Origin of the sequence: Alteromonas lipotrueae (assembly GCF_019249215.1) — a bacterium.
Classification (GTDB): domain Bacteria; phylum Pseudomonadota; class Gammaproteobacteria; order Enterobacterales; family Alteromonadaceae; genus Alteromonas; species Alteromonas lipotrueae.
The window spans coordinates 321,047-340,360 of the sequence record NZ_JAESDI010000005.1; the positions used below are offsets into that span (position 1 = coordinate 321,047).

12 protein-coding genes are annotated in these 19,314 nt (G+C 43.6%); 7 read left to right on the forward strand and 5 right to left on the reverse strand.

Going from position 1 to position 19,314, the window contains the following annotated elements; all coding sequences use genetic code 11:
* Positions 1 to 29: 29 nt before the first annotated feature.
* The gene (locus tag JKP82_RS07790) at positions 30 to 731 is read right to left on the reverse strand and encodes a sensor histidine kinase (protein WP_159530237.1); all 702 of its coding nucleotides are present in this window, start codon (positions 729 to 731) and stop codon (positions 30 to 32) included.
* 245 nt (positions 732 to 976) lie between these two features.
* Here JKP82_RS07790 and cysB point away from each other — a divergent pair, with 245 nt between their 5' ends.
* Positions 977 to 1,951 (forward strand): HTH-type transcriptional regulator CysB, encoded by a 975-nt coding sequence (gene cysB, locus JKP82_RS07795; protein WP_013784052.1) that lies wholly within the window; start codon positions 977 to 979, stop codon positions 1,949 to 1,951.
* A gap of 189 nt (positions 1,952 to 2,140) precedes the next feature.
* Here cysB and JKP82_RS07800 read toward each other — a convergent pair whose 3' ends face one another.
* The 3 genes from JKP82_RS07800 to pabB form a co-directional block, all read right to left on the reverse strand.
* Positions 2,141 to 3,514, reverse strand: a complete 1,374-nt coding sequence (locus tag JKP82_RS07800) for an L-serine ammonia-lyase (protein ID WP_159530239.1) — start codon at positions 3,512 to 3,514, stop codon at positions 2,141 to 2,143.
* A 172-nt stretch (positions 3,515 to 3,686) separates the two neighbouring features.
* Positions 3,687 to 4,259 (reverse strand): CoA pyrophosphatase, encoded by a 573-nt coding sequence (locus JKP82_RS07805; protein ID WP_159530241.1) that lies wholly within the window; start codon positions 4,257 to 4,259, stop codon positions 3,687 to 3,689.
* Entirely contained in the window at positions 4,246 to 5,772 is a 1,527-nt protein-coding gene (gene pabB, locus JKP82_RS07810) for an aminodeoxychorismate synthase component I (protein WP_218396521.1), read from the reverse strand. Before pabB ends, JKP82_RS07805 begins: the two co-directional genes overlap by 14 nt.
* Positions 5,773 to 6,035: 263 nt before the next feature.
* Here pabB and JKP82_RS07815 point away from each other — a divergent pair, with 263 nt between their 5' ends.
* Together JKP82_RS07815 and rmuC are read left to right on the forward strand one after the other, a co-directional pair.
* A complete protein-coding gene (locus tag JKP82_RS07815; protein ID WP_218396523.1) occupies positions 6,036 to 7,565 on the forward strand; it encodes a fumarate hydratase in 1,530 nt (509 codons plus the stop codon).
* A gap of 84 nt (positions 7,566 to 7,649) precedes the next feature.
* Positions 7,650 to 9,041 (forward strand): DNA recombination protein RmuC, encoded by a 1,392-nt coding sequence (gene rmuC, locus JKP82_RS07820; protein ID WP_218396524.1) that lies wholly within the window; start codon positions 7,650 to 7,652, stop codon positions 9,039 to 9,041.
* Between the two features lie 120 nt (positions 9,042 to 9,161).
* Here rmuC and JKP82_RS21010 read toward each other — a convergent pair whose 3' ends face one another.
* Positions 9,162 to 14,045 carry a S8 family serine peptidase gene (locus JKP82_RS21010; protein WP_218396526.1) on the reverse strand — a complete coding sequence of 1,628 codons (4,884 nt, stop codon included), beginning with the start codon at positions 14,043 to 14,045 and terminating at the stop codon, positions 9,162 to 9,164.
* A gap of 514 nt (positions 14,046 to 14,559) precedes the next feature.
* On the opposite strand from JKP82_RS21010, the gene JKP82_RS07830 reads away from it, so the two are divergent.
* The 4 genes from JKP82_RS07830 (at position 14,560) to JKP82_RS07845 (ending at position 19,243) form a co-directional block, all read left to right on the forward strand.
* Entirely contained in the window at positions 14,560 to 15,747 is a 1,188-nt protein-coding gene (locus JKP82_RS07830; RefSeq protein ID WP_159530251.1) for a thiamine pyrophosphate-dependent dehydrogenase E1 component subunit alpha, read from the forward strand.
* Positions 15,747 to 16,724, forward strand: a complete 978-nt coding sequence (locus JKP82_RS07835) for an alpha-ketoacid dehydrogenase subunit beta (protein WP_159530253.1) — start codon at positions 15,747 to 15,749, stop codon at positions 16,722 to 16,724. Before JKP82_RS07830 ends, JKP82_RS07835 begins: the two co-directional genes overlap by 1 nt.
* A gap of 15 nt (positions 16,725 to 16,739) precedes the next feature.
* Positions 16,740 to 18,113: a 2-oxo acid dehydrogenase subunit E2 gene (locus tag JKP82_RS07840; RefSeq protein ID WP_218396528.1), complete on the forward strand. Its 1,374-nt coding sequence runs from the start codon at positions 16,740 to 16,742 to the stop codon at positions 18,111 to 18,113.
* A 254-nt stretch (positions 18,114 to 18,367) separates the two neighbouring features.
* Entirely contained in the window at positions 18,368 to 19,243 is an 876-nt protein-coding gene (locus JKP82_RS07845; protein ID WP_220099875.1) for a 23S rRNA (adenine(2030)-N(6))-methyltransferase RlmJ, read from the forward strand.
* The last annotated feature ends 71 nt before the right edge of the window (positions 19,244 to 19,314 follow it).

Below are 19,314 nucleotides of genomic sequence, written 5' to 3' on the forward strand. Positions count from 1 at the left end.
TTTCACTGCCAAACTATTATGCGTTAATGTTACGGTATTTTTACCTTAAATACACTTCCGCCAAGAGAACCACCATTACTTAAAGAAATCTCACCTTGTAGTTGGCCTTGTGAGTGAGCTGATGCAATGAGTCTAGCAAAGAAAAGCCCTAATCCTGTTCTGCCTTGACTGAGCTGAAAATCGGCTAAGTCTTCGTGGCTCTTTTCAAGCATAGACGTCGGATAGCCAGTGCCATCATCTTCCACACAAATATGTAAGCATTCATCTTCAACCTGTGCTGAAATACAAATTTGAGAGGTGCCATACCGAAGGGCATTCACCAACACGTCGTTTATTAATAGGTATATGAGCTCTCTATCTAAATACCAACTTAAATCAAGGTCGACATTTGCATTAACCACAATTTCTTTTTGATCAATGTAAATATTATTAGAGCCAACTACATCGTCTATTAAGTCACTGACAAAACATTCATCTACTGTTATCGGCAGACTTTCTAATTCTGCACGATAAAGTGATAAAATTTGCACTAGGTTGGTATTGAGCCGCGATGCTTCATAATGCACATTAGCCACTTGCTCTCGTGCTTTACTGTTTTCAGGGGCTAAATCATTAGACAGATTTTCAATTGACTGAATAAGAAGAAACAGCGAATTTTTCATATCGTGCACTGCAGCTGCTAGCACCGACGAAAAGTCGATAGGTGAGGTAAGTTGCTTTTTTTCGCTCATATGAATAAAACCCGTTATTTTCCTTAAAATAGAAGGTGTTGAACCGATTAAAACATCTGTAAAGATAAAGGAAAACAATTATTCAGTAGATGGCCCATTTTCAGTATTACTTATTTAGCGCAAAATTACCTACTATTTTCTAGGTTAATCTGTCACTTTTGTAATAGCTTATCGTAATTATTAGTAGTTTTGGTTATAACGATAAGGTTATAGTACACAACTGGTTACAAGGAGCGATGTTTTACATGAAATTACAACAGCTACGTTACATAGTAGAAGTACTTAACAATAATCTGAATGTATCTGCCACGGCAGAAAGTTTATATACCTCTCAGCCGGGCATTAGTAAGCAGGTGAGAATGCTAGAGGATGAGTTGGGTGTACAGATTTTTGGGCGTAGCGGTAAGCATCTTACCCATGTTACAGATGCCGGAAACGATGTCATTAATATATCCCGCGAAATTCTGGCGAAAGTAGAAAGTATTAAAGCGGTGGCTAGAGAGCATACGTTACCAGACCAAGGTAAGCTAAATATTGCTACTACGCATACCCAAGCACGTTACGCGCTACCGGATGTAATCCAAGGTTTTATGAGCAAGTATCCGAAGGTGTCTTTACACATGCACCAAGGTACGCCATCGCAAATCAGTGATTTGGCCGCTAAGGGCGAAGCCGACTTTGCTATCGCTACTGAAGCTCTGCATTTATACAATGATTTAGTGATGTTGCCTTGTTATCACTGGAATCGAAGTGTGATTGTAAATAAAGACCACCCTTTGTCGAAGAAGGGCTCTATTGATATTAGCGATATCGCCAAATACCCCTTAGTAACCTATGTATTTGGTTTTACCGGCCGTTCAGAACTCGATCAAGCGTTTGAGCGTGCGGGTCTTACGCCTAAAATTGTCTTTACCGCCACCGACGCCGATGTTATTAAAACTTATGTTCGATTAGGTGTGGGTATTGGGGTTATTGCTTCCATGGCCGTTAGTGATGAACTCGATTCCGATTTAGTGAAAATTGATGCAAGTCATTTGTTCGATTACAGCACGACCAAAATTGGCTTTAGAAAAGGGTCTTTTTTACGAAGCTATATGTACGACTTTATCGAGCGCTTTGCTCCGCACTTAACGAAAGATAAAGTTGAAAAAGCCATGATGCTAAAAAATAATGACGAAGTAGAAAAGATGTTTAAAGGGGTTACCTTACCCGTTAAATAAGCTAACGAGTCAAGCTCATCTAAACAGGTTAGCTTAGTGCTTAATTCACAATCGGGTCATTTGAATTGCCTGTTTGAGTACGCACTTAAGTAACGGCATAAAAAAGGCGATTTGCGGGGTTCTTACTAAACCGCCAATCGCCTTTTTTGTCTCTACAGGTTTATCACGTCTAGTGATTTAATTTAACGGCTAGCATTCGATAATATTAACCGCCAGACCGCCACGGGCTGTTTCTTTGTACTTGGTTTTCATATCGTTACCGGTATCACGCATGGTTTTAATGACTTTATCTAATGATACCTTGTGCTCGCCGCTTCCTCTCAGTGCTAACCGAGAAGCGTTTATCGCTTTAATTGCACCCATTGCATTACGTTCAATACAAGGTACCTGTACTAAGCCGCCTACAGGGTCGCAAGTTAACCCTAAGTTATGTTCCATACCAATTTCAGCGGCATTTTCTACTGCCGGTACAGTACCGCCCATAATCTCTGCCAGCGCACCTGCAGCCATAGAACATGCCACACCCACTTCACCCTGACAGCCCACTTCAGCACCTGAAATTGAGGCATTTTCTTTGTACAAGATACCAATCGCTCCTGCGGTCAGTAAGAAGCGGCTTGCCACCTCTTCATCCACTGGACGAATAAATTTGTCTACATAATGTAAAACCGCTGGAATAATACCCGCCGCGCCATTGGTAGGTGCAGTAACCACTCTTCCCCCTGCGGCATTTTCTTCATTTACGGCTAAGGCAAATAAGTTCACCCAGTCCATGGTTTGCATGGGGTCGGTGGTATGCTCCGTTTGCAGGCGACGATAAAGCGCAGGTGCACGGCGCACCACTTTGAGACCACCTGGCAATATGCCTTCACTGTCGATGCCACGTTGAACACAGGCTTTCATCACTAACCATATTTCAAACAGCTTTTGTTTTACGGCGTGAGCAGGTTGAAACGTGGTTTCATTTTTAAGCATAAGGGCGCTAATACTTAACCCGTTATTCTTGCATTGTTCTAACAACGCGGCGCCAGACTTAAAAGGGAAAGGCACAGTCGCTTGAACGGCTCCAGCGTGTGCCTTAGTGGCATCGAAATCTTCTTCTTTTACTATGAAGCCGCCACCAATGCTGTAGTACGTTTGTTCGCACAGTAAAGTGTCGTTTTCGTATACGTAAAAGGTAAGTGCATTTGCATGCTTAGGAAGCGTTTTGCGGCGGTGAAAGACAATCGCGTTTTTATTTGGAAATAAAATGGGCTTCTCACCATTTAGATACAAAGACTCTTGGCTTCGCACATCTTCTAGTAGAGGCTCTATTTTATTCACGTCAATGCTTTCAGGCATTTCCCCAGATAACCCAAGGATCACAGCTTTACCTGTTCCGTGGCCAATACCGGTTTGACCCAAAGAACCGAATAGTTCCACTCTAACCGTGGTGATTTTTGAAAATAACGCGGTGTCTGTTGCAAGTGTTTTAGCAAATTCAGCACCCGCCCGCATGGGGCCAACGGTATGCGAGCTTGAAGGGCCAATACCCACGCTAAACATATCAAAAACACTAATCATAAAATCTACACCGTTCTAATTTTCGAATAAACAGATCATGCATGTAGACGGGCTTAACTACAATACAGAAAAGCTAATCAATTGATTAGAATTGCTAATGTGGTGTAAAGAAATATTTAACGGCAAGCAAGTGGCAGCTCGCAAAGGCAGGCCAGCTTAAGTGTAAGCAAGCTTATGGGTGAATATGGTGAGACAGGTTTCGCAAAATGGCAGCCGTAGCGCCCCAAATCATGTGTTCGTTCCACGGAATAAAGTAGATAGGCGATGAACGCTTACCTTTGCGAGCGGTATGGATAAGATGATTTTTGCGGTTCAGTACATGGGCTAACGGAACTTCAAAAGCACTTTCTACTTCGTTAGGGTCGATAACAGGCGTAAAACTAGGCTCCACAAAACCCACAACCGGGGCTATCTGATAACCGCTTACTGTCCTGTAATTGGGCAAGACACCTATAATCTCAACGTTTTCAGAAGGCATGCCTATTTCTTCGTGGGCTTCACGAAGGGCGGCATCGAAAACGCTATTATCGACTTCATCCACCGCGCCACCAGGGAAACTAATTTGCCCTGGATGATGGCGTAAATGATGTGCACGCTCTGTAAGTAACACCGTTAGTTCATGTCCATAGTCCATAAGCGGAATTAATACCGCCGCTGGTCTGCCTCTAGACTTTAGTGGAAAATCAGGCTCTCTGTGCGTTTGGCGCAAATGATGAAATTGGCGGAGAAAATCAGCTCTGTTCACGGCCCACTCCAAAGTGAGAGGTTAGCACGGGCAGAATTTTAGACACTTTATCCAAGGTTTCTTTGTACTCGTCATTAGCCACTGAATCTAAAACAATACCACCACCAGCCCAGCAATGCAGCTGGTTATTCTCGGCAAGCAGCGTTCGAATACAAATACTTGAATCCATATCTTCACGAAAGCCCATATAAAAAATGCTGCCACAATAGATATTACGTCTATGCACTTCCAGTTCGTCGATAATCTCCATCGCCCTTATTTTAGGTGCGCCTGTAATAGAACCACCAGGAAATGAGGAGGCGAGCAAATCTAATGGGGTAGCGTCGTCGCTAAGTTCACCAACAACGGTACTTACCAAATGATGCACGGCTTCATAGCTCTCTAGTGCAAATAACTCAGGCACTTTCACTGAATGAGGCTTACAGTGTTTTGAAAGATCATTTCGCAGTAAATCAACAATCATAAGGTTTTCCGCACGATCTTTCGATGCAGTTAGCAAAGACTGGGCACTTTGTGCATCTTTAGCTTTATCACTAAACCGTGGCCGAGTACCTTTAATGGGTTTAGTTTCCACCACGCCCTGCTTTACACTTATAAAGCGTTCGGGAGATATACTCAAAATAGTGCTGTTTTTTAATTGAATGAATGCAGAAAAGGGCGCTTGGTTACTTTCACGTAAGGCGCGATAGGCTTGCCAGCAATCGCCAGTGTATGTGGCTGAGAACCGCTGAGCCATGTTCACTTGATAACAATCGCCCGCTTTTAAATAGTCATGAATTCGTTCAATACAGCCAATATAGGCTTCTTTTGTTAGGTTAGATCCCCAATCACTGGTTAATGAAAACGGCATTTTGGCGATATCATCACCTTGCGTTTTCTCATCATTGTTGGAGGCTAAAGAGACACGGCCTTTATGCTCGTTTTCATCGCATAAATAGACAGCATCAGCACTCTCTTTAACATCAGCAGCAAAATTAGGTTGAAAGACAAAGTCAGGTGGTGTGACCTCACCTTTCGCCGAGCAAAAGTATAAGGTGCCTGTTACCGTATCCTCAATCAATGAAGATAGATAAAGTCCTACGGAAAAATCGGGGGTGGTATAGGTTTGCGCCGCATTTGCTGGAAGTTTCTCGTAATAACGCCCTGTATCGTATCCTGCAAAACCTGCTACGCCTACAATAAAAGGAAGTTGTTTGGCTAACGATTCGCTAGCCACATCTACCTCAAGGTTAGCCACCGAACCATGAAGATAGTGCGTAACGGCTTCAAAAGGCAGAAGGTCGGTTGTGAATGCGTCATCGCCCGCTAACTGCACGAGCGCTGTTTCGCCATGCTTGGCCGTTACGGTCGCACTGGGTTCCCACACCATAACATTGTAGCGTCCATTACTTTTAGTGGAGCCACAGGTATCAAGCAAAATGGCACCGGCCTTATGAGCAACCTGCTCAAAAATATCTATAAGGGAAGGGGATATACTGATTGGCGTAATGGTAACTAGCGATGTTACGGGCATGAAAAACTAACTCTATACATCAGGTTAAGAAGAATATTGTTGGCAATAAAGCAGCGTTAAATTGGCTTTGAATGGTTAATTTAACAGTATTAGCACGACATCAAACAGATAACGTTGGTCAAGAGTGTTAAATTTAACAGTACAAGTTTGTTTTATCGCAAAGCCTCACCCATATTTTACATGGTACGGTGCTAACAGATGCGCTAGTATACGCTTTTTTAGCAGGCTAAGACCACGAAAGCAAAATAAAAAAAGAGGATGTCATGACCGTTATCCGCCAACAGGACTTCATTGATAGCATTGAAGATTCCCTACAGTTTATCTCTTACTATCACCCGCTCGACTACGTTAAAGCCGTAGAAGCAGCGTATAACAGAGAAGAAAGCCAAGCAGCTAAAGATGCGATGGCACAAATCCTTATCAACTCTAGAATGTCAGCTGAAGGCAAGCGTCCTTTATGTCAAGACACCGGTATTGTTACCTGCTTTGTTAAAGTAGGTATGGGTGTGACATGGGATAAAACCGACATGACTGTTCAACAGATGGTTGATGAAGGTACACGCCGTGCTTATCTAAACCCAGATAATCCATTACGCGCTTCTATCGTTGCCGACCCCGCGGGCGCACGAATCAACACCAAAGACAACACACCGTCAGTTGTTCACATTGATATGGTGCCAGGTGAAAAAGTTGAGGTGATGATTGCGGCAAAAGGTGGTGGCTCAGAAAACAAATCTAAAATGGTAATGTTAAACCCTAGCGATAATATTGCTGACTGGGTAGTGAAAACGTTGCCAACCATGGGCGCTGGCTGGTGTCCACCTGGAATGTTAGGCATAGGCATTGGTGGTACAGCAGAAAAAGCGGCTGTACTCGCTAAAGAAAGCTTAATGGATCCGGTTGATATTCAAGAGCTGATTGCTCGTGGCCCAGAAACCACAGATGAAAAGCTACGTGTTGAAATTTTCGAACGCGTGAATCAATTGGGTATTGGTGCTCAGGGCCTAGGTGGCTTAACGACCGTAGTAGACGTTAAAATTATGTCTTTGCCTACCCATGCGGCGTCTAAGCCTGTGGCGATGATCCCTAACTGTGCAGCAACCCGGCATGCACATTTTCATTTAGATGGCTCAGGTCCTGCTGAACTTACGCCGCCTAAATTAGAAGATTGGCCAGAGGTAACGTGGGAAGTGGGTGAAAACACCCGTCGCGTTAACCTTAATGATGTGACCAAAGAAGACATTCAAGACTGGAAAGTGGGTGAAACTGTACTACTTTCTGGAAAAATGTTGACTGGCCGTGATGCGGCGCACAAGCGTATTCAAACCATGCTAGATAACGGTGAAGGTTTGCCCGAAGGCGTAGATCTAACCAACCGCTTTATTTATTACGTAGGCCCTGTTGATGCGGTTGGCGATGAAGTAGTAGGCCCAGCCGGTCCAACTACTGCCACCCGTATGGATAAATTCACTGACATGATGTTAGAGAAAACAGGCCTTATCGGTATGATAGGTAAAGCAGAGCGTGGCCCTGCAACGGTGAAATCTATTGCGAAGCATCAGTCAGTTTATTTAATGGCTGTAGGTGGTGCGGCGTATTTGGTTTCTAAAGCTATCAAGAAGTCACGTGTAGTGGCGTTTGAAGATTTAGGGATGGAAGCCATTTACGAATTTGACGTTGAAGACATGCCAGTTACTGTAGCGGTAGACAGCACGGGTGCTAACGCCCACGAAACTGGACCGGCTATTTGGAAAGCAAAAATTGAAGATTTAGATAACGCATTATCTAAGTAATCATGCCTTTGTGATTAAAACAGGTGCCAATGGCACCTGTTTTTGTTTATAGTGCTGTATAAATTAACAGTGCGTGTATTTAATATGTATTCCTTATCTGATTTGCCCCCCCAATATTTGAATGCTGGCCTTTTACTACTGGCGTTAATTTTTCTTATCTTGCTATTAGCGACCCGCAGGACGTTGAGTCAGGCTCGCTTACAAGTGGCAGAGAAAAGTGATGCGTTACTCGCGCAGCAGCAGAGCTACAATGAAACCCAAGAACGTATGGGCATGCTGGTTGAAAAGTCACGTCAGTATGAGCAGGTTTTAGCTGAGAAACACCAACTTAGTGAAGCATCAGGCGTGCTGCAAAAAGAGTACAGTAAGTTGCAGGCGCAACACGAGGCGCAAAAGGCTAGGCTTGATGCGCTTATGCAGAATCATGAAGAAAAGCTTGCGTTAATGCATTCGTCGGAACAACGCTTACAAATCCAGTTTGAAAACTTAGCAAACAAAATCTTTGATGAGAAAAGTGCAACCTATCAAAGTCAAAGTAAGCATAATATTGAAGCGGTATTGGCTCCGTTCAAATCACAATTAGATGGGTTTAAGCAACAAATTTCCGAGCAACATATTCGTGAGGGGCAAGAACGCGCGTCGCTAAAAACGGAAATTTTAAGTCTAAAAGCGTTAAACCAGCGCATAACCGAAGAGGCATCAGCGTTAACCAATGCCCTTAAAGGCGATAACAAAAAACAAGGCAATTGGGGCGAAGTTATTCTAGAGCGCATACTCAAAGAATCTGGGCTTCGAGAAGGCCATGAATTTGAAACCCAAGTGTCGGCACAATCTGAACAGGGTAGGCGATTGCAACCTGATGTAGTCGTGCACCTACCTAACGACAAAGACGTGATTATCGATTCTAAAGTAAGTTTAGCGGCCTATGAGCAATACTTTAACTGTGATGATGATACTAGCCGCAAACAGTATCTAAGTGCACACGTCGCCTCGATAAAAGGGCATATTAAAGGGTTAGGTGCCAAAGAATATCAGTCCCTTAAAGGGCTTCGCGCGCTGGATTATGTGTTACTGTTCATTCCTATCGAACCTGCGTTCTTGTTAGCCATCGAAGAAGAGCCTGATCTTGTTTCACTCGCGCTTAATCATAATATTATGTTAGTTAGCCCCACAAATTTGCTTGTGGCACTTAGAACCATTAATAACATTTGGCAATACGAGTACCAGAATCAAAACGCACAGCTCATTGCAGAGCAAGCAGGAAAGCTTTACGACAAATTTGTAGGCTTTGTTTCTGATATTGAAAAGATTGGTAAAGCACTAGACACCGCGCATGGCAGCTATGAAGCGGCAATGAATAAGCTTTCAAGTGGGCGTGGAAATTTAGTGCGACAAGTCGAGAAATTTAGAGAGATGGGGGTTCAACCCAACAAACGTCTAGACAATACATTATCGAGATTATCGGATGAAGAATAATGAAAGGGTGTAGTTGGTATAGATGTAACGTTAACTACCAATAATTATTAAAGTTTCAGGTATAAAAAAGGCCGCTTAACAGCGGCCTTTTGCGTTTAAGTAATATCTAGGTGATATCGCTTATTTCATTTTACGTCTACGTAAATACATAACTGGAACAAGTAGCAATGTTAACCAACCCATTGAACCACCGCTCTTATCAGTAACACTGACGGTTACTGTTTCTGTTGTTGTATTTAAACCATCAAATGCAACCACTTCAAACTGAACAGTAGTAGTGCTATTCGTTTTAGGCGCTGTAGTCGTTAGACTTGAGCCTGGGATGTCATTGATGGTGAATGTAACGTCATCACCTTCTGGATCTGTTGCTGTAGCAGAAACAGTGATTGACTCACCTTCTTCAACAGTAAACGGAGCAGAGATGTTGATAACAGGTGGTAAGTTATCTTTCACCGTTACATTAGCTGTTGCCATTGAAGTGTTACCGTTACTATCAGTAGCAGTAAGCTCAAGTACAATTAGCGTATCTTCAGTTACTTCTGGAGCAACTAGGATAGCTTCTTGTATACCTGCACCTGCAATAATAGCCGCTGGTCCTTCAACTTGCTTCCAAGTAATGTCAACAGCATCGCCGTTAGGCTCTTCTACTAGACCTGGTAAGTTCAACTCCATTAATTCAACAATTTCCAGTGTGGCCACTGTCATGCCGTCGATAGTTACAGCTGGAGGACCTTCAACTTGTAAACCTTCATAAGTTTCAGATACTGCAGATGCTGCACCAGGGATGTTAGTCACTTCTGACATCGCCATCATTTGAATCGCACCACCTTCGTCATCAGCATTTACCATAACGGTGTAAGCTAACTGAGTAGGGCTGCTATCAACGTCATCAAGATACATACAGATTTGCGTACCAGATACAATTTCAGCATCAAAATTCGCGTCAAAGAAGTCTTGACTGTAAGGCGTGTAGTAAGGTGCTTGACCCGTAGCGCCATCAATATCTTCGTAACCAATGGTCACAGGCAAGATACTACCAAGGTCATGTGTCACGTTATCGTATGAGAATACGATGTTTGGCTGACCTTCAGTTGGCTCATTGAAGAAAACAATTTGGTAATCTGCAATATCAGCAAAATCTTCGCTAAGACCCCAGAATCTCATGTTATCCCATTCAATGATGGTATACGCAGCGCCTGCAGAAGCGACAGAAACACCTGTGCCATTAGCAACGTCAAATTCTTGATCGCGCCATAGCGGAGCAATGACACCATTTGGATCTGCAACATCTGGAAGGTCTTGGTTAACCCAAGGCGACGAGATAGCAGTACCTAATGTTACAAAACCATCATCAGTTACCGTCACGGCACTGTACATGGAACCAAGGAAGTAAGCAGGAAGTGAATAAGTTCCGTCTACTGTGTCCCCATCCAATGTATCATCCATACCAACACCAAAAGCGGCTAGGTCGATATATCCACCGCCTTGGCCAAAGTCAGGGTTAGCACAGAATGCGTCAGTGGCATTAGTGGTAATTTCATAAGATGGAGTAGCACCAAGCAGCGATTCTTGGGTAATAGACCAAGAAAGCGTATTTTCAGTAGCGACACCATCATGAGACAATGAACCTTCAACTAACGTAACGTTATCAGGCAGCGTTAGTGAAATTTCATAGTCGCGGTCTTCCGTTGTAAAGTTTGGAAGTACGTTTACATAGAAAGTTGCTTCTTCACCCGGTAGAACGCGCTCTTCAGATTCCGCAGTGACATAAACATCATCTTCAGCACGAACAATATCAACAGGAATAACGCCAAGGTTATCAACGTTATCAGCATCAGTACCCATTGAAACAGCACCAACGTAGATATCGCCTTCAACCGCGTCGGTTAAATCCCATGTAAAGCGTACGTCGAACTCGGTTAGCTGAGGAATAGCTGAAGGAGCGTCAATAGTTAACCCTTCACCTGCCTGGTTATCAACCATGGCATGTGCTAATACAAAGCTATCTTCAAAACCTTCTTCATCAGACGATGCGGCCCAGTTTTGTACAATAACCCAGTAGCTACCCGCTGCAGGCATTTCAACGCTTACGTACTCTTCAGATGAAGCCGTTGCGCTAATACCTACTTCTTCATCTTCTTGAGGTATACCGTCGGCATTTGCATCAAACACAACGCGTAAATCTAGATCTGGCGACGTCGTATCTATAGTTGCAGCTACTAAACGAAGGGTACCTTCAGGTACTTCGATTTGTGTAATATGCAAGCCATCTTCTAAGTCATCTAGGTAGTCGCTGTTGTCTGAGTCTTGTGCAACCATACCTTCAACTTTCGTTGCTTTGGTTAGGCCGTAAGACGTCACTTGAAGGTCAGTAATCTCAACTGCCATTACATCTTCAAGCAAGTACGAGTCTTGATTACGATGTGCTTCAAAGTCGATTTCATCAGGTAAGTTACCGTTAGATGCAACAATTGAAACAGGAAGGTGTAAATCTGGCGACGAGCCAGAAACTAAGTTGATTTGACCAAATGACCAAACATCACTTTCTGCGCGGAATGCGTCAATCTCAATCGTTAACTCTTGAGATTGTCCAGCAGTTAAGTCAAAGGTAGCAGGTGTAACAGTAATTTCTATACCATCAGAAATTCCGACACCGTCTACAGACCAAGAGCCGTCTTTAGTTGCCGTTACGGTACGAGTCCATGTGCAAGAACCTACACAGTTGTCGTCGGTAACAGAAGGTAAGTTAAGTGTACGAGGCTCACCACCTAGTGCAGGGTCAGCAGAAGCGTAATTTGCGTCTGTTTCATCCATAACTAAGCCAGATTGAACCGCTAGGTCTACTTCAATACGACCTGCACCCATATCAAACCAATCTGCTGCGGTTTCGCCGTCTTCTTTAAGAACATCGGTGGTAGCCGTCATCATAAGAGCAGAACGTACTTGATCTGGTGTCCACGATGGTTTCTCATGACGTACTAGTGCAGCAGCGCCAGCAACATGAGGGCCTGACATAGAAGTACCTTGAAGGTAGGCATAATCAGCTGGTGCAGAACCTGTAGAATCCTGACCGTATTGTTCATCAGAATAAGCAGCGTAAATGCTAACGCCCGGCGCAGTTACCGACGGTGTTAGTGTGCTGATTGATGTATTAGGACCACGTGAAGAGAAGTCAGCCATAACATCAGCCGCGTCGTCGTCCACTGTTAATATGCCTTCAGATGCAGTGATTGACGCAGTATGGCCTTCACCTTCTGCCAACCATGAACGCAGCATATCACCGTTCGAGGCATCAACATGGATACCCGGGATAACATACGCATCGTTATTAACTGATGTTGCGCCATCTGCAAGGTTTGCTAGAACAAAACCCGCAGCGCCACCACTTGCAACGTTAGATGCTTTAGCTACACGAGCAATAGCACCACGGTCACAAACAACAATTTCACCCGCGAACGTATCTTCAGGGAAAGGCTCTAAACACTGAGCTGGATCGCCATCAGGATCGTTTGCATTGGTGTAATCACCTGCATAAACAATTGTACCCGATATCGCGCCAGAGTTACTCTTACCAGCGATAGCACCTAACTCAGTTGCACCACCAGTGAAAGAGATTTCTTTATCATACTCTACACTTCGACCGTGCGTAGAAGCACCAACAACGGTAATCCACGGAGCGTGTTTCTCAGTTGTTTCTGGATCAGGGCCGCTATTGCCCGCAGATTGAGCAATAAAAATGCCCGCGTTGCGTGCATTCAACCATGCTGCGTTAAGCGAACCACTCCAAGGGTAGCCACCACCTGAAATTGAGAAGTTGATTACATCAACAATACCTGATTCAACCGCATCGTCTACCGCTGCAGCCATAGCCGCACCAGTACAACCTGCATAGGTATCACCAGTGTTACCAGGTTGACATACTTGATAAGAAATAATGTTTGAGTGAGGGGCTACACCTGAAATTTGACCAAAGGTGAAACCAGTCGCAATACCATCACTGGCATTCACATCAAATTCAGCGGTAACTTCACCGACATCCACAAGAACGTTACCGGCGGCAGTACTCGCAGTATGTGAACCGTGACCGTTGTAATCTTCACCAAAACGCATAGTGCCGTCTTGAGGGAAGATAGTGTCATCTGCGTATACGTCAGAGATAGACGGGTAGCTATAAATACCAATTAGCTTATCGTTACAACGAACTTCAGCTTCAACTGCACATTCACCTAAGTAAACATCGGCGCCAAGGGGGTTTGTGTGATCGTAACCATCACCACCTACGTCAGCGAAAGAAGGGTGGTCACTGTTGATACCTGTATCAAGTACCGCAACAACTACGCCTTCACCCTGTCGACCTACACCACTTTCGTTAGCCGTGCCGTCCCATACTGCAGGTGCGCCAATTAAGATAGGGCCCGTGTCAGTATCAAGTTGATACACTTCATCACGTTCAACATTCTTAACGCCAGGCAAACGAGCGATGGCTTCTGCCTCAGCGGGTGATACTTTTATCGCAATTGCATTCAGTGCATATTTATATTCTGCTATTGTCTCTAAAGAACCTACAGTAGACTCAGCTTTAGCAATAACTTCTGCTTGTTTCTTCTCTAGGTAAGAAGCATATGCCTTTACTTCTGGAAGCGAGGCGTCTAAGCGTTTGCTAGCAGACGATTTAGATCGTGTTACAGAAACTTGTTTCTTAAGTTGGGGGTTAGTAGCTTCTAAACCTTCAACACCACCATCGTAGCTCGCAACTGCATCGTCAGAAAGATGTACAAAGTAAATGTAATCTTTATTTTCGAGTCCTTTCTCAGCGGTGTAGAGTGTTTTTGGTGTGGAAACTGATTTAGTGTTCTTGTACTTATTTATCGATGTCGCTTTAACTGCTTTGAGTTGATCAGCAGTTACAGAAAACGATTCGTTTGCAGATGATAGCTCTGCAGCTGAATGCATTGACATCGACATTAGTGCAGCAGATACAGCTAACGTCACTTTATTATTCACAGGTAACCTCCGTCGGCCTGTTTTTGGGATTTTCCCTGGATGGATGAAATTTTTTATTTTTATTGGCTTTGTTGATCCAATTTTCTTTGTCATAGCAATGACAATAATATTTCTAGCACAATTTTTTTCACTTTGTAATGAATATTAAACATTAATGTGAATTACACATGTTGTTACATTTGGTCATACTTTTTAATTTGATATTAGTTAAAAAAAAGGGGAGGAAATCGGCTATACAGCAGCCAATTCAGTAATAAAACCCTGTCTTCTATCTAAGACCTTTACACCATAATTTACAAACAAATACCTTCTTTTTATCCTTTTATTAGCATTGATTTAACATGCATGGCGATTATTAGGATATTAGTACTAGTAAAATTAGATATTGAGAATTTTCATCATATTTAGTCGATAAAGCGCTACTGAAATAGCACAACGCCACCAACATTCTTCTACTAGCATAGTGAACATAGCAATCTCGCTTTCGAATCCTTCAAATTGCAGGGAGATTATTGTGGAAGATAGAAATCATCTCGGAAAAATTAAAACAACAAACAGGGTTGAAGTTATCGGTAATGGGTTAATTGATATTCCCATGCTGCAATTGCTAAAACCAGATGGAAGTGAGCATGAAAGTGCACAACTTCCAGAGCTTGATAAAACACTGGCGTTAAAAATTCACGACACCATGGAATACATCAGAATACTTGATGAGAGAATGGTGGCGGCGCAGCGCCAAGGTAGAATTAGTTTTTATTTAGCAAGTACTGGGGAAGAAGCCGCAGCCGTTGCTAGCGCTGCAGCATTATCACCCAACGACATGATCATGAGTCAATACCGTGAACAGGGGGCGCTTGCCTTTAGAGGCTATACAACTGATCAATTCATGAATCAAATGTTCAGCAACAAAGCCGACCCTAATAAAGGTAGGCAGATGCCTATCCATTATGGTGATAAAGCGCTTAATTTTATGACCATATCTTCTCCCTTAGGTACCCAAATACCACAAGCATCAGGTTATGCCTATGGGCAGAAAATGGCAGGCAACGAAGCCATCACTATTTGTTACTTTGGCGAAGGCGCAGCCTCGGAAGGGGATTTCCATGCGGGCGTAAATATGGCCGCAGTACTCAATTGCCCGGTTATCTTTTTCTGTCGTAACAATGGGTATGCCATTTCAACGCCTTCAGAGGAACAGTTTGCTGGTGATGGCATTGCATCACGAGGAATTGGCTATGGGGTAAAAACGATTCGTGTAGATGGTAATGACCCCTTAGCGGTATTCGCTGCGACGCAGGAAGCACGCCGTATAGCGTTAGCTGAAATGTGCCCAGTATTAATTGAAGCCATGACCTACCGACTTGCCGCTCACTCCACGTCTGATGATCCTACGGGCTATCGTTCTAGAGATGAAGAAGATAAATGGCGTGCAAAAGATCCAATCGCCCGAATGGCAAATTGGCTTACTCATAAAGGTTGGTTTGATGAAAAGCAAAACAAAGCCAAGGTAGATCAAGCGCGTCAAGACGTACTTGCGGCATTGAAAGTCAGTGAGACCATACCTATTTGCGGCATAGAGGAAATAGTTGAAGATGTTTATGACAGTGTGCCTTGGCATTTACAAGATCAGCTTACTTCGCTAAAAGCTCATATTAAACAGTACCCTAAAAAATATCCTAAAACGTCTGGGAGTGTTCGCTAATGGCTAAAATGAACTTACTACAGGCAATTAATAACGCGCTGATTACTGCCATGACAGCCGAAGAAAAAGTAATGGTGTTTGGTGAAGACGTGGGCCATTTTGGTGGTGTCTTTAGAGCTACCAGTCATCTGCAAGAGAAATTTGGCAAAGGCAGGTGTTTTAATACGCCGCTTACCGAACAGGGCATTATTGGATTCGCAAACGGCCTTGCATCACAAGGCGCTTACCCAGTTGCTGAAATTCAGTTCGGAGATTACATCTTTCCGGCCTTTGATCAAATTGTAAACGAAACAGCTAAGTGGCGTTACCGTTCAGGCGGGCAATTTGATGTGGGTGGACTTACCATTCGCACGCCTTATGGTGGTGGAATATCGGGTGGTCATTATCACAGCCAATCGCCAGAGGCATTTTTCGCCCACTGCGCAGGTTTAAAAGTGGTTATTCCACGAGATCCATATCAGGCTAAAGGTCTGCTTCTAGCGTCTATTCGTGATAAAAACCCGGTGCTGTTTCTTGAGCCAAAACGTTTATATCGCGCGTCTATTGCCGATGTACCTGAAGAAGATTATGAACTGCCTCTCGGTAAAGCCGATTTAGTACAAGAGGGCACAGATATCACCCTATTAGGGTGGGGGGCACAAATTGAGATTTTGCAGAAAGCAGCTGAAATGGCGCTAGATGATGGCGTGTCGTGTGAAATTATCGATTTGCGCTCAATCTTACCGTGGGATGCCGAAGCGGTAATCAATTCTGTGATGAAAACCGGTCGACTTCTTATAAATCATGAAGCGCCGCTCACTGGCGGCTTCGCGAGCGAAATTGCCGCCACTATCCAAGAAAAATGCTTTTTGTATCTAGAAGCGCCTATTACTCGTGTTTGTGGTTTAGATACACCTTATCCACTTGCCCATGAAACTGAATATATGCCTGATGAAACTAAAACCTACGAAGCGATCAAGCGCTCGTTACATTATTAAAAGGGAGCCAATAATATGAATATAGATTTTATTTTACCTGATATTGGCGAAGGTATTGTTGAGTGTGAAATCGTCAAGTGGAACGTTAAAGAAGGGGATGTTATTGCTGAAGACCAAAGTGTGGTTGAAGTGATGACAGATAAAGCTGTGGTAGAAATTCCTGCTAAGCATTCAGGCACGGTACATAAGCTTTATTATAAACAAGGTGATATTGCAGAAGTGCATAGCCCACTATTTGCACTTGATACTGATGAAAACGCTAGTGAAGGCCATCAAAACAGCGCCGATGACGCAACGGATGATGCTACAGATGAACAAGAAGGAAATGCAGAAAAGGTAAACGATAATTCACACCATACCGCAACGCCTTTAAAAAGTAGTGCAAATGGGCAACCGAACGCAGCCATTAATGAAAAATGGCAAGATGGGGATTTTGAGCCTCCTATTTCTATCCCTGGAAAGGTTCTGGCAAGCCCTGCAGTACGTCGCATTGCCAGAGAGCACGAGATTGATTTACTTGCCGTTGCTGGCACAGGTAAAAAAGGACGTATTTTAAAACATGATGTCAGCAACGTTAGCGCGACCAGCCTAAGCACAAATAGTATTGAAAGTTCCACAACATCTAATGCCATAGGTAAGGCAAATAATGTGTTGCGCTCTGAAATGAATAACGCAGCGAGCGAATCAAGCTATACCGAAAAAGTGCGAGGCATTCGTGCGGCTATGGCAAAACAAATGGTAGCATCGGTAAATACCATTCCTCATTTTACGGTGAGCGATGAAGTTAGAATGGACAAGCTAATTGCCTTGCGACAGTCTCTGAAGCCCATGTTTGAAGCAAAAGGCGTGAAGCTCAGCTTTATGCCATTTTTTGTAAAAGCATTGTCGTTGGCGTTAAATGAGTTTCCAATCATTAACAGCCAATTAAACGAAGACGGCACTGAGCTTACTTATTTTAATCATCATAATATCGGTTTTGCCGTTGACGCTAAAATTGGCCTTTTGGTGCCCAACATTAAAGGCGTAGAACATCTGTCATTGTTCGACATAGCCCAGCAAATGCATACCACTATCGAGCAAGCTCGCGAAGGTAAATTAAGCGGGGATGCACTTAAAGGTGGCACTATCAGCATTTCAAATATTGGCGCTATTGGTGGTATTACGGCTACACCGGTTATCAATAAGCCTGAAGCTGCTATTGTCGCGCTAGGTAAGACACAAAAGCTTCCTCGCTTCGCCGCTGACGGAAGTGTTGAAGCACATAACATTATGATGGTGAATTGGTCTGGCGACCACCGCATTATTGATGGGGCCACTATGGTTCGCTTCAATAATCTGTGGTCTGGCTTCATTGAAGCGCCAGAAACCATGCTAATGCATTTGAAATAGTGATAGGTTTTTATGTGGGCCGCAGGCCCACAGCCTGATGAAAGGCAGTACGTAAATATAAGTACGGTAAAATATGTTCATAAATAGAAATTTTGCTAATTACCGTGTTTTATTCACTGGGCACTTTTAATAGTTCTTATTCACGGAGAGCTTATTTATAGGGCATTTATTTAACAGGGAACGGGCTGTCGGGCTTGTGTGGATGTTAACCCAAGCGTTATTATTAGCTACTAAACTACATTTTCATGCGCAGTATGCGCGTCAACTTATGGTATATCGTGCTTAGCTATCAACATGCATTTCATGCCGGCAACCACGCCGACGTTATTAAACACCTTTGTTGGATGGGCGTAATAAGCCATCTAAAGAAAAAAAATAAGCCTTTCACCCTTTATGATACGCATAGTGGGGCTGGGCTTTATCAACTCGATGATGCCTTAGCATCTAAAAATAAAGAGTATGAGTCTGGTGTAGACAAACTGGCAAACATATCGGCAAATTCGCCTTTGTTGCAATCCTATTTGTCGCTATGTAACGCGTTTTTAAGTGATAGATGTTACCCAGGTTCACCGGCTATTAGCGCCAAACTTAAACGTGATATCGATGTGCTGCACCTTATGGAGTTACATCCTGCTGAACACGAAAAACTAGATGATGCCATGTGGCAAATTGGCGATAGCCAAAGCCATGTCCATCACAGGGATGGGTATGAAGGCTTAATTGCACTCACGCCACCATCTCCTAATCGTGGCGCGGTATTAATCGATCCGCCTTACGAGAAGGTTTCTGAATATCAAGATGTCATTAGCGCTGTGAAAAAAGTATTAGCACGTTGGCAGCAAGCACAAATGGTAGTGTGGTATCCGTTACTATCAGCGCGAGCAGGGGCTAAAAGTGGGGCTAGCCAGCAGATGTGCCAGTCGTTATCGGCACTGGGTAAGCCTTGTTTCACTATTGAACTTACCGTTGAAGAAAATACCGCCGATGCGGGCATGTATGGTTCTGGCTTATGTGTCATCAATCCACCTTGGCAACTTGATGTCAATATGCGTGAAGCCCTTGATGAGATTACGCCGCTGTTAGGAAGCAATGCCGCCTATACGTTGACATGGTTAACTACCGAAGATTAATACCTTTAGCTAGAAGGTATAAACAAAAAGCTAAAAAGTGTTTCTAAGCACATAAGTGTAAACAAGAAGAG

Coding starts and splice junctions, on each gene's coding strand:
- rmuC (WP_218396524.1), top strand. CDS start 7,650: ATGTATTCCTTATCTGATTTGCCCCCCCAATATTTGAATGCTGGCCTT.
- JKP82_RS07815 (WP_218396523.1), top strand. CDS start 6,036: ATGACCGTTATCCGCCAACAGGACTTCATTGATAGCATTGAAGATTCC.
- cysB (WP_013784052.1), top strand. CDS start 977: ATGAAATTACAACAGCTACGTTACATAGTAGAAGTACTTAACAATAAT.
- pabB (WP_218396521.1), bottom strand. CDS start 5,772: ATGCCCGTAACATCGCTAGTTACCATTACGCCAATCAGTATATCCCCT.
- JKP82_RS07845 (WP_220099875.1), top strand. CDS start 18,368: ATGCGCGTCAACTTATGGTATATCGTGCTTAGCTATCAACATGCATTT.
- JKP82_RS07800 (WP_159530239.1), bottom strand. CDS start 3,514: ATGATTAGTGTTTTTGATATGTTTAGCGTGGGTATTGGCCCTTCAAGC.
- JKP82_RS07790 (WP_159530237.1), bottom strand. CDS start 731: ATGAGCGAAAAAAAGCAACTTACCTCACCTATCGACTTTTCGTCGGTG.
- JKP82_RS07840 (WP_218396528.1), top strand. CDS start 16,740: ATGAATATAGATTTTATTTTACCTGATATTGGCGAAGGTATTGTTGAG.
- JKP82_RS07835 (WP_159530253.1), top strand. CDS start 15,747: ATGGCTAAAATGAACTTACTACAGGCAATTAATAACGCGCTGATTACT.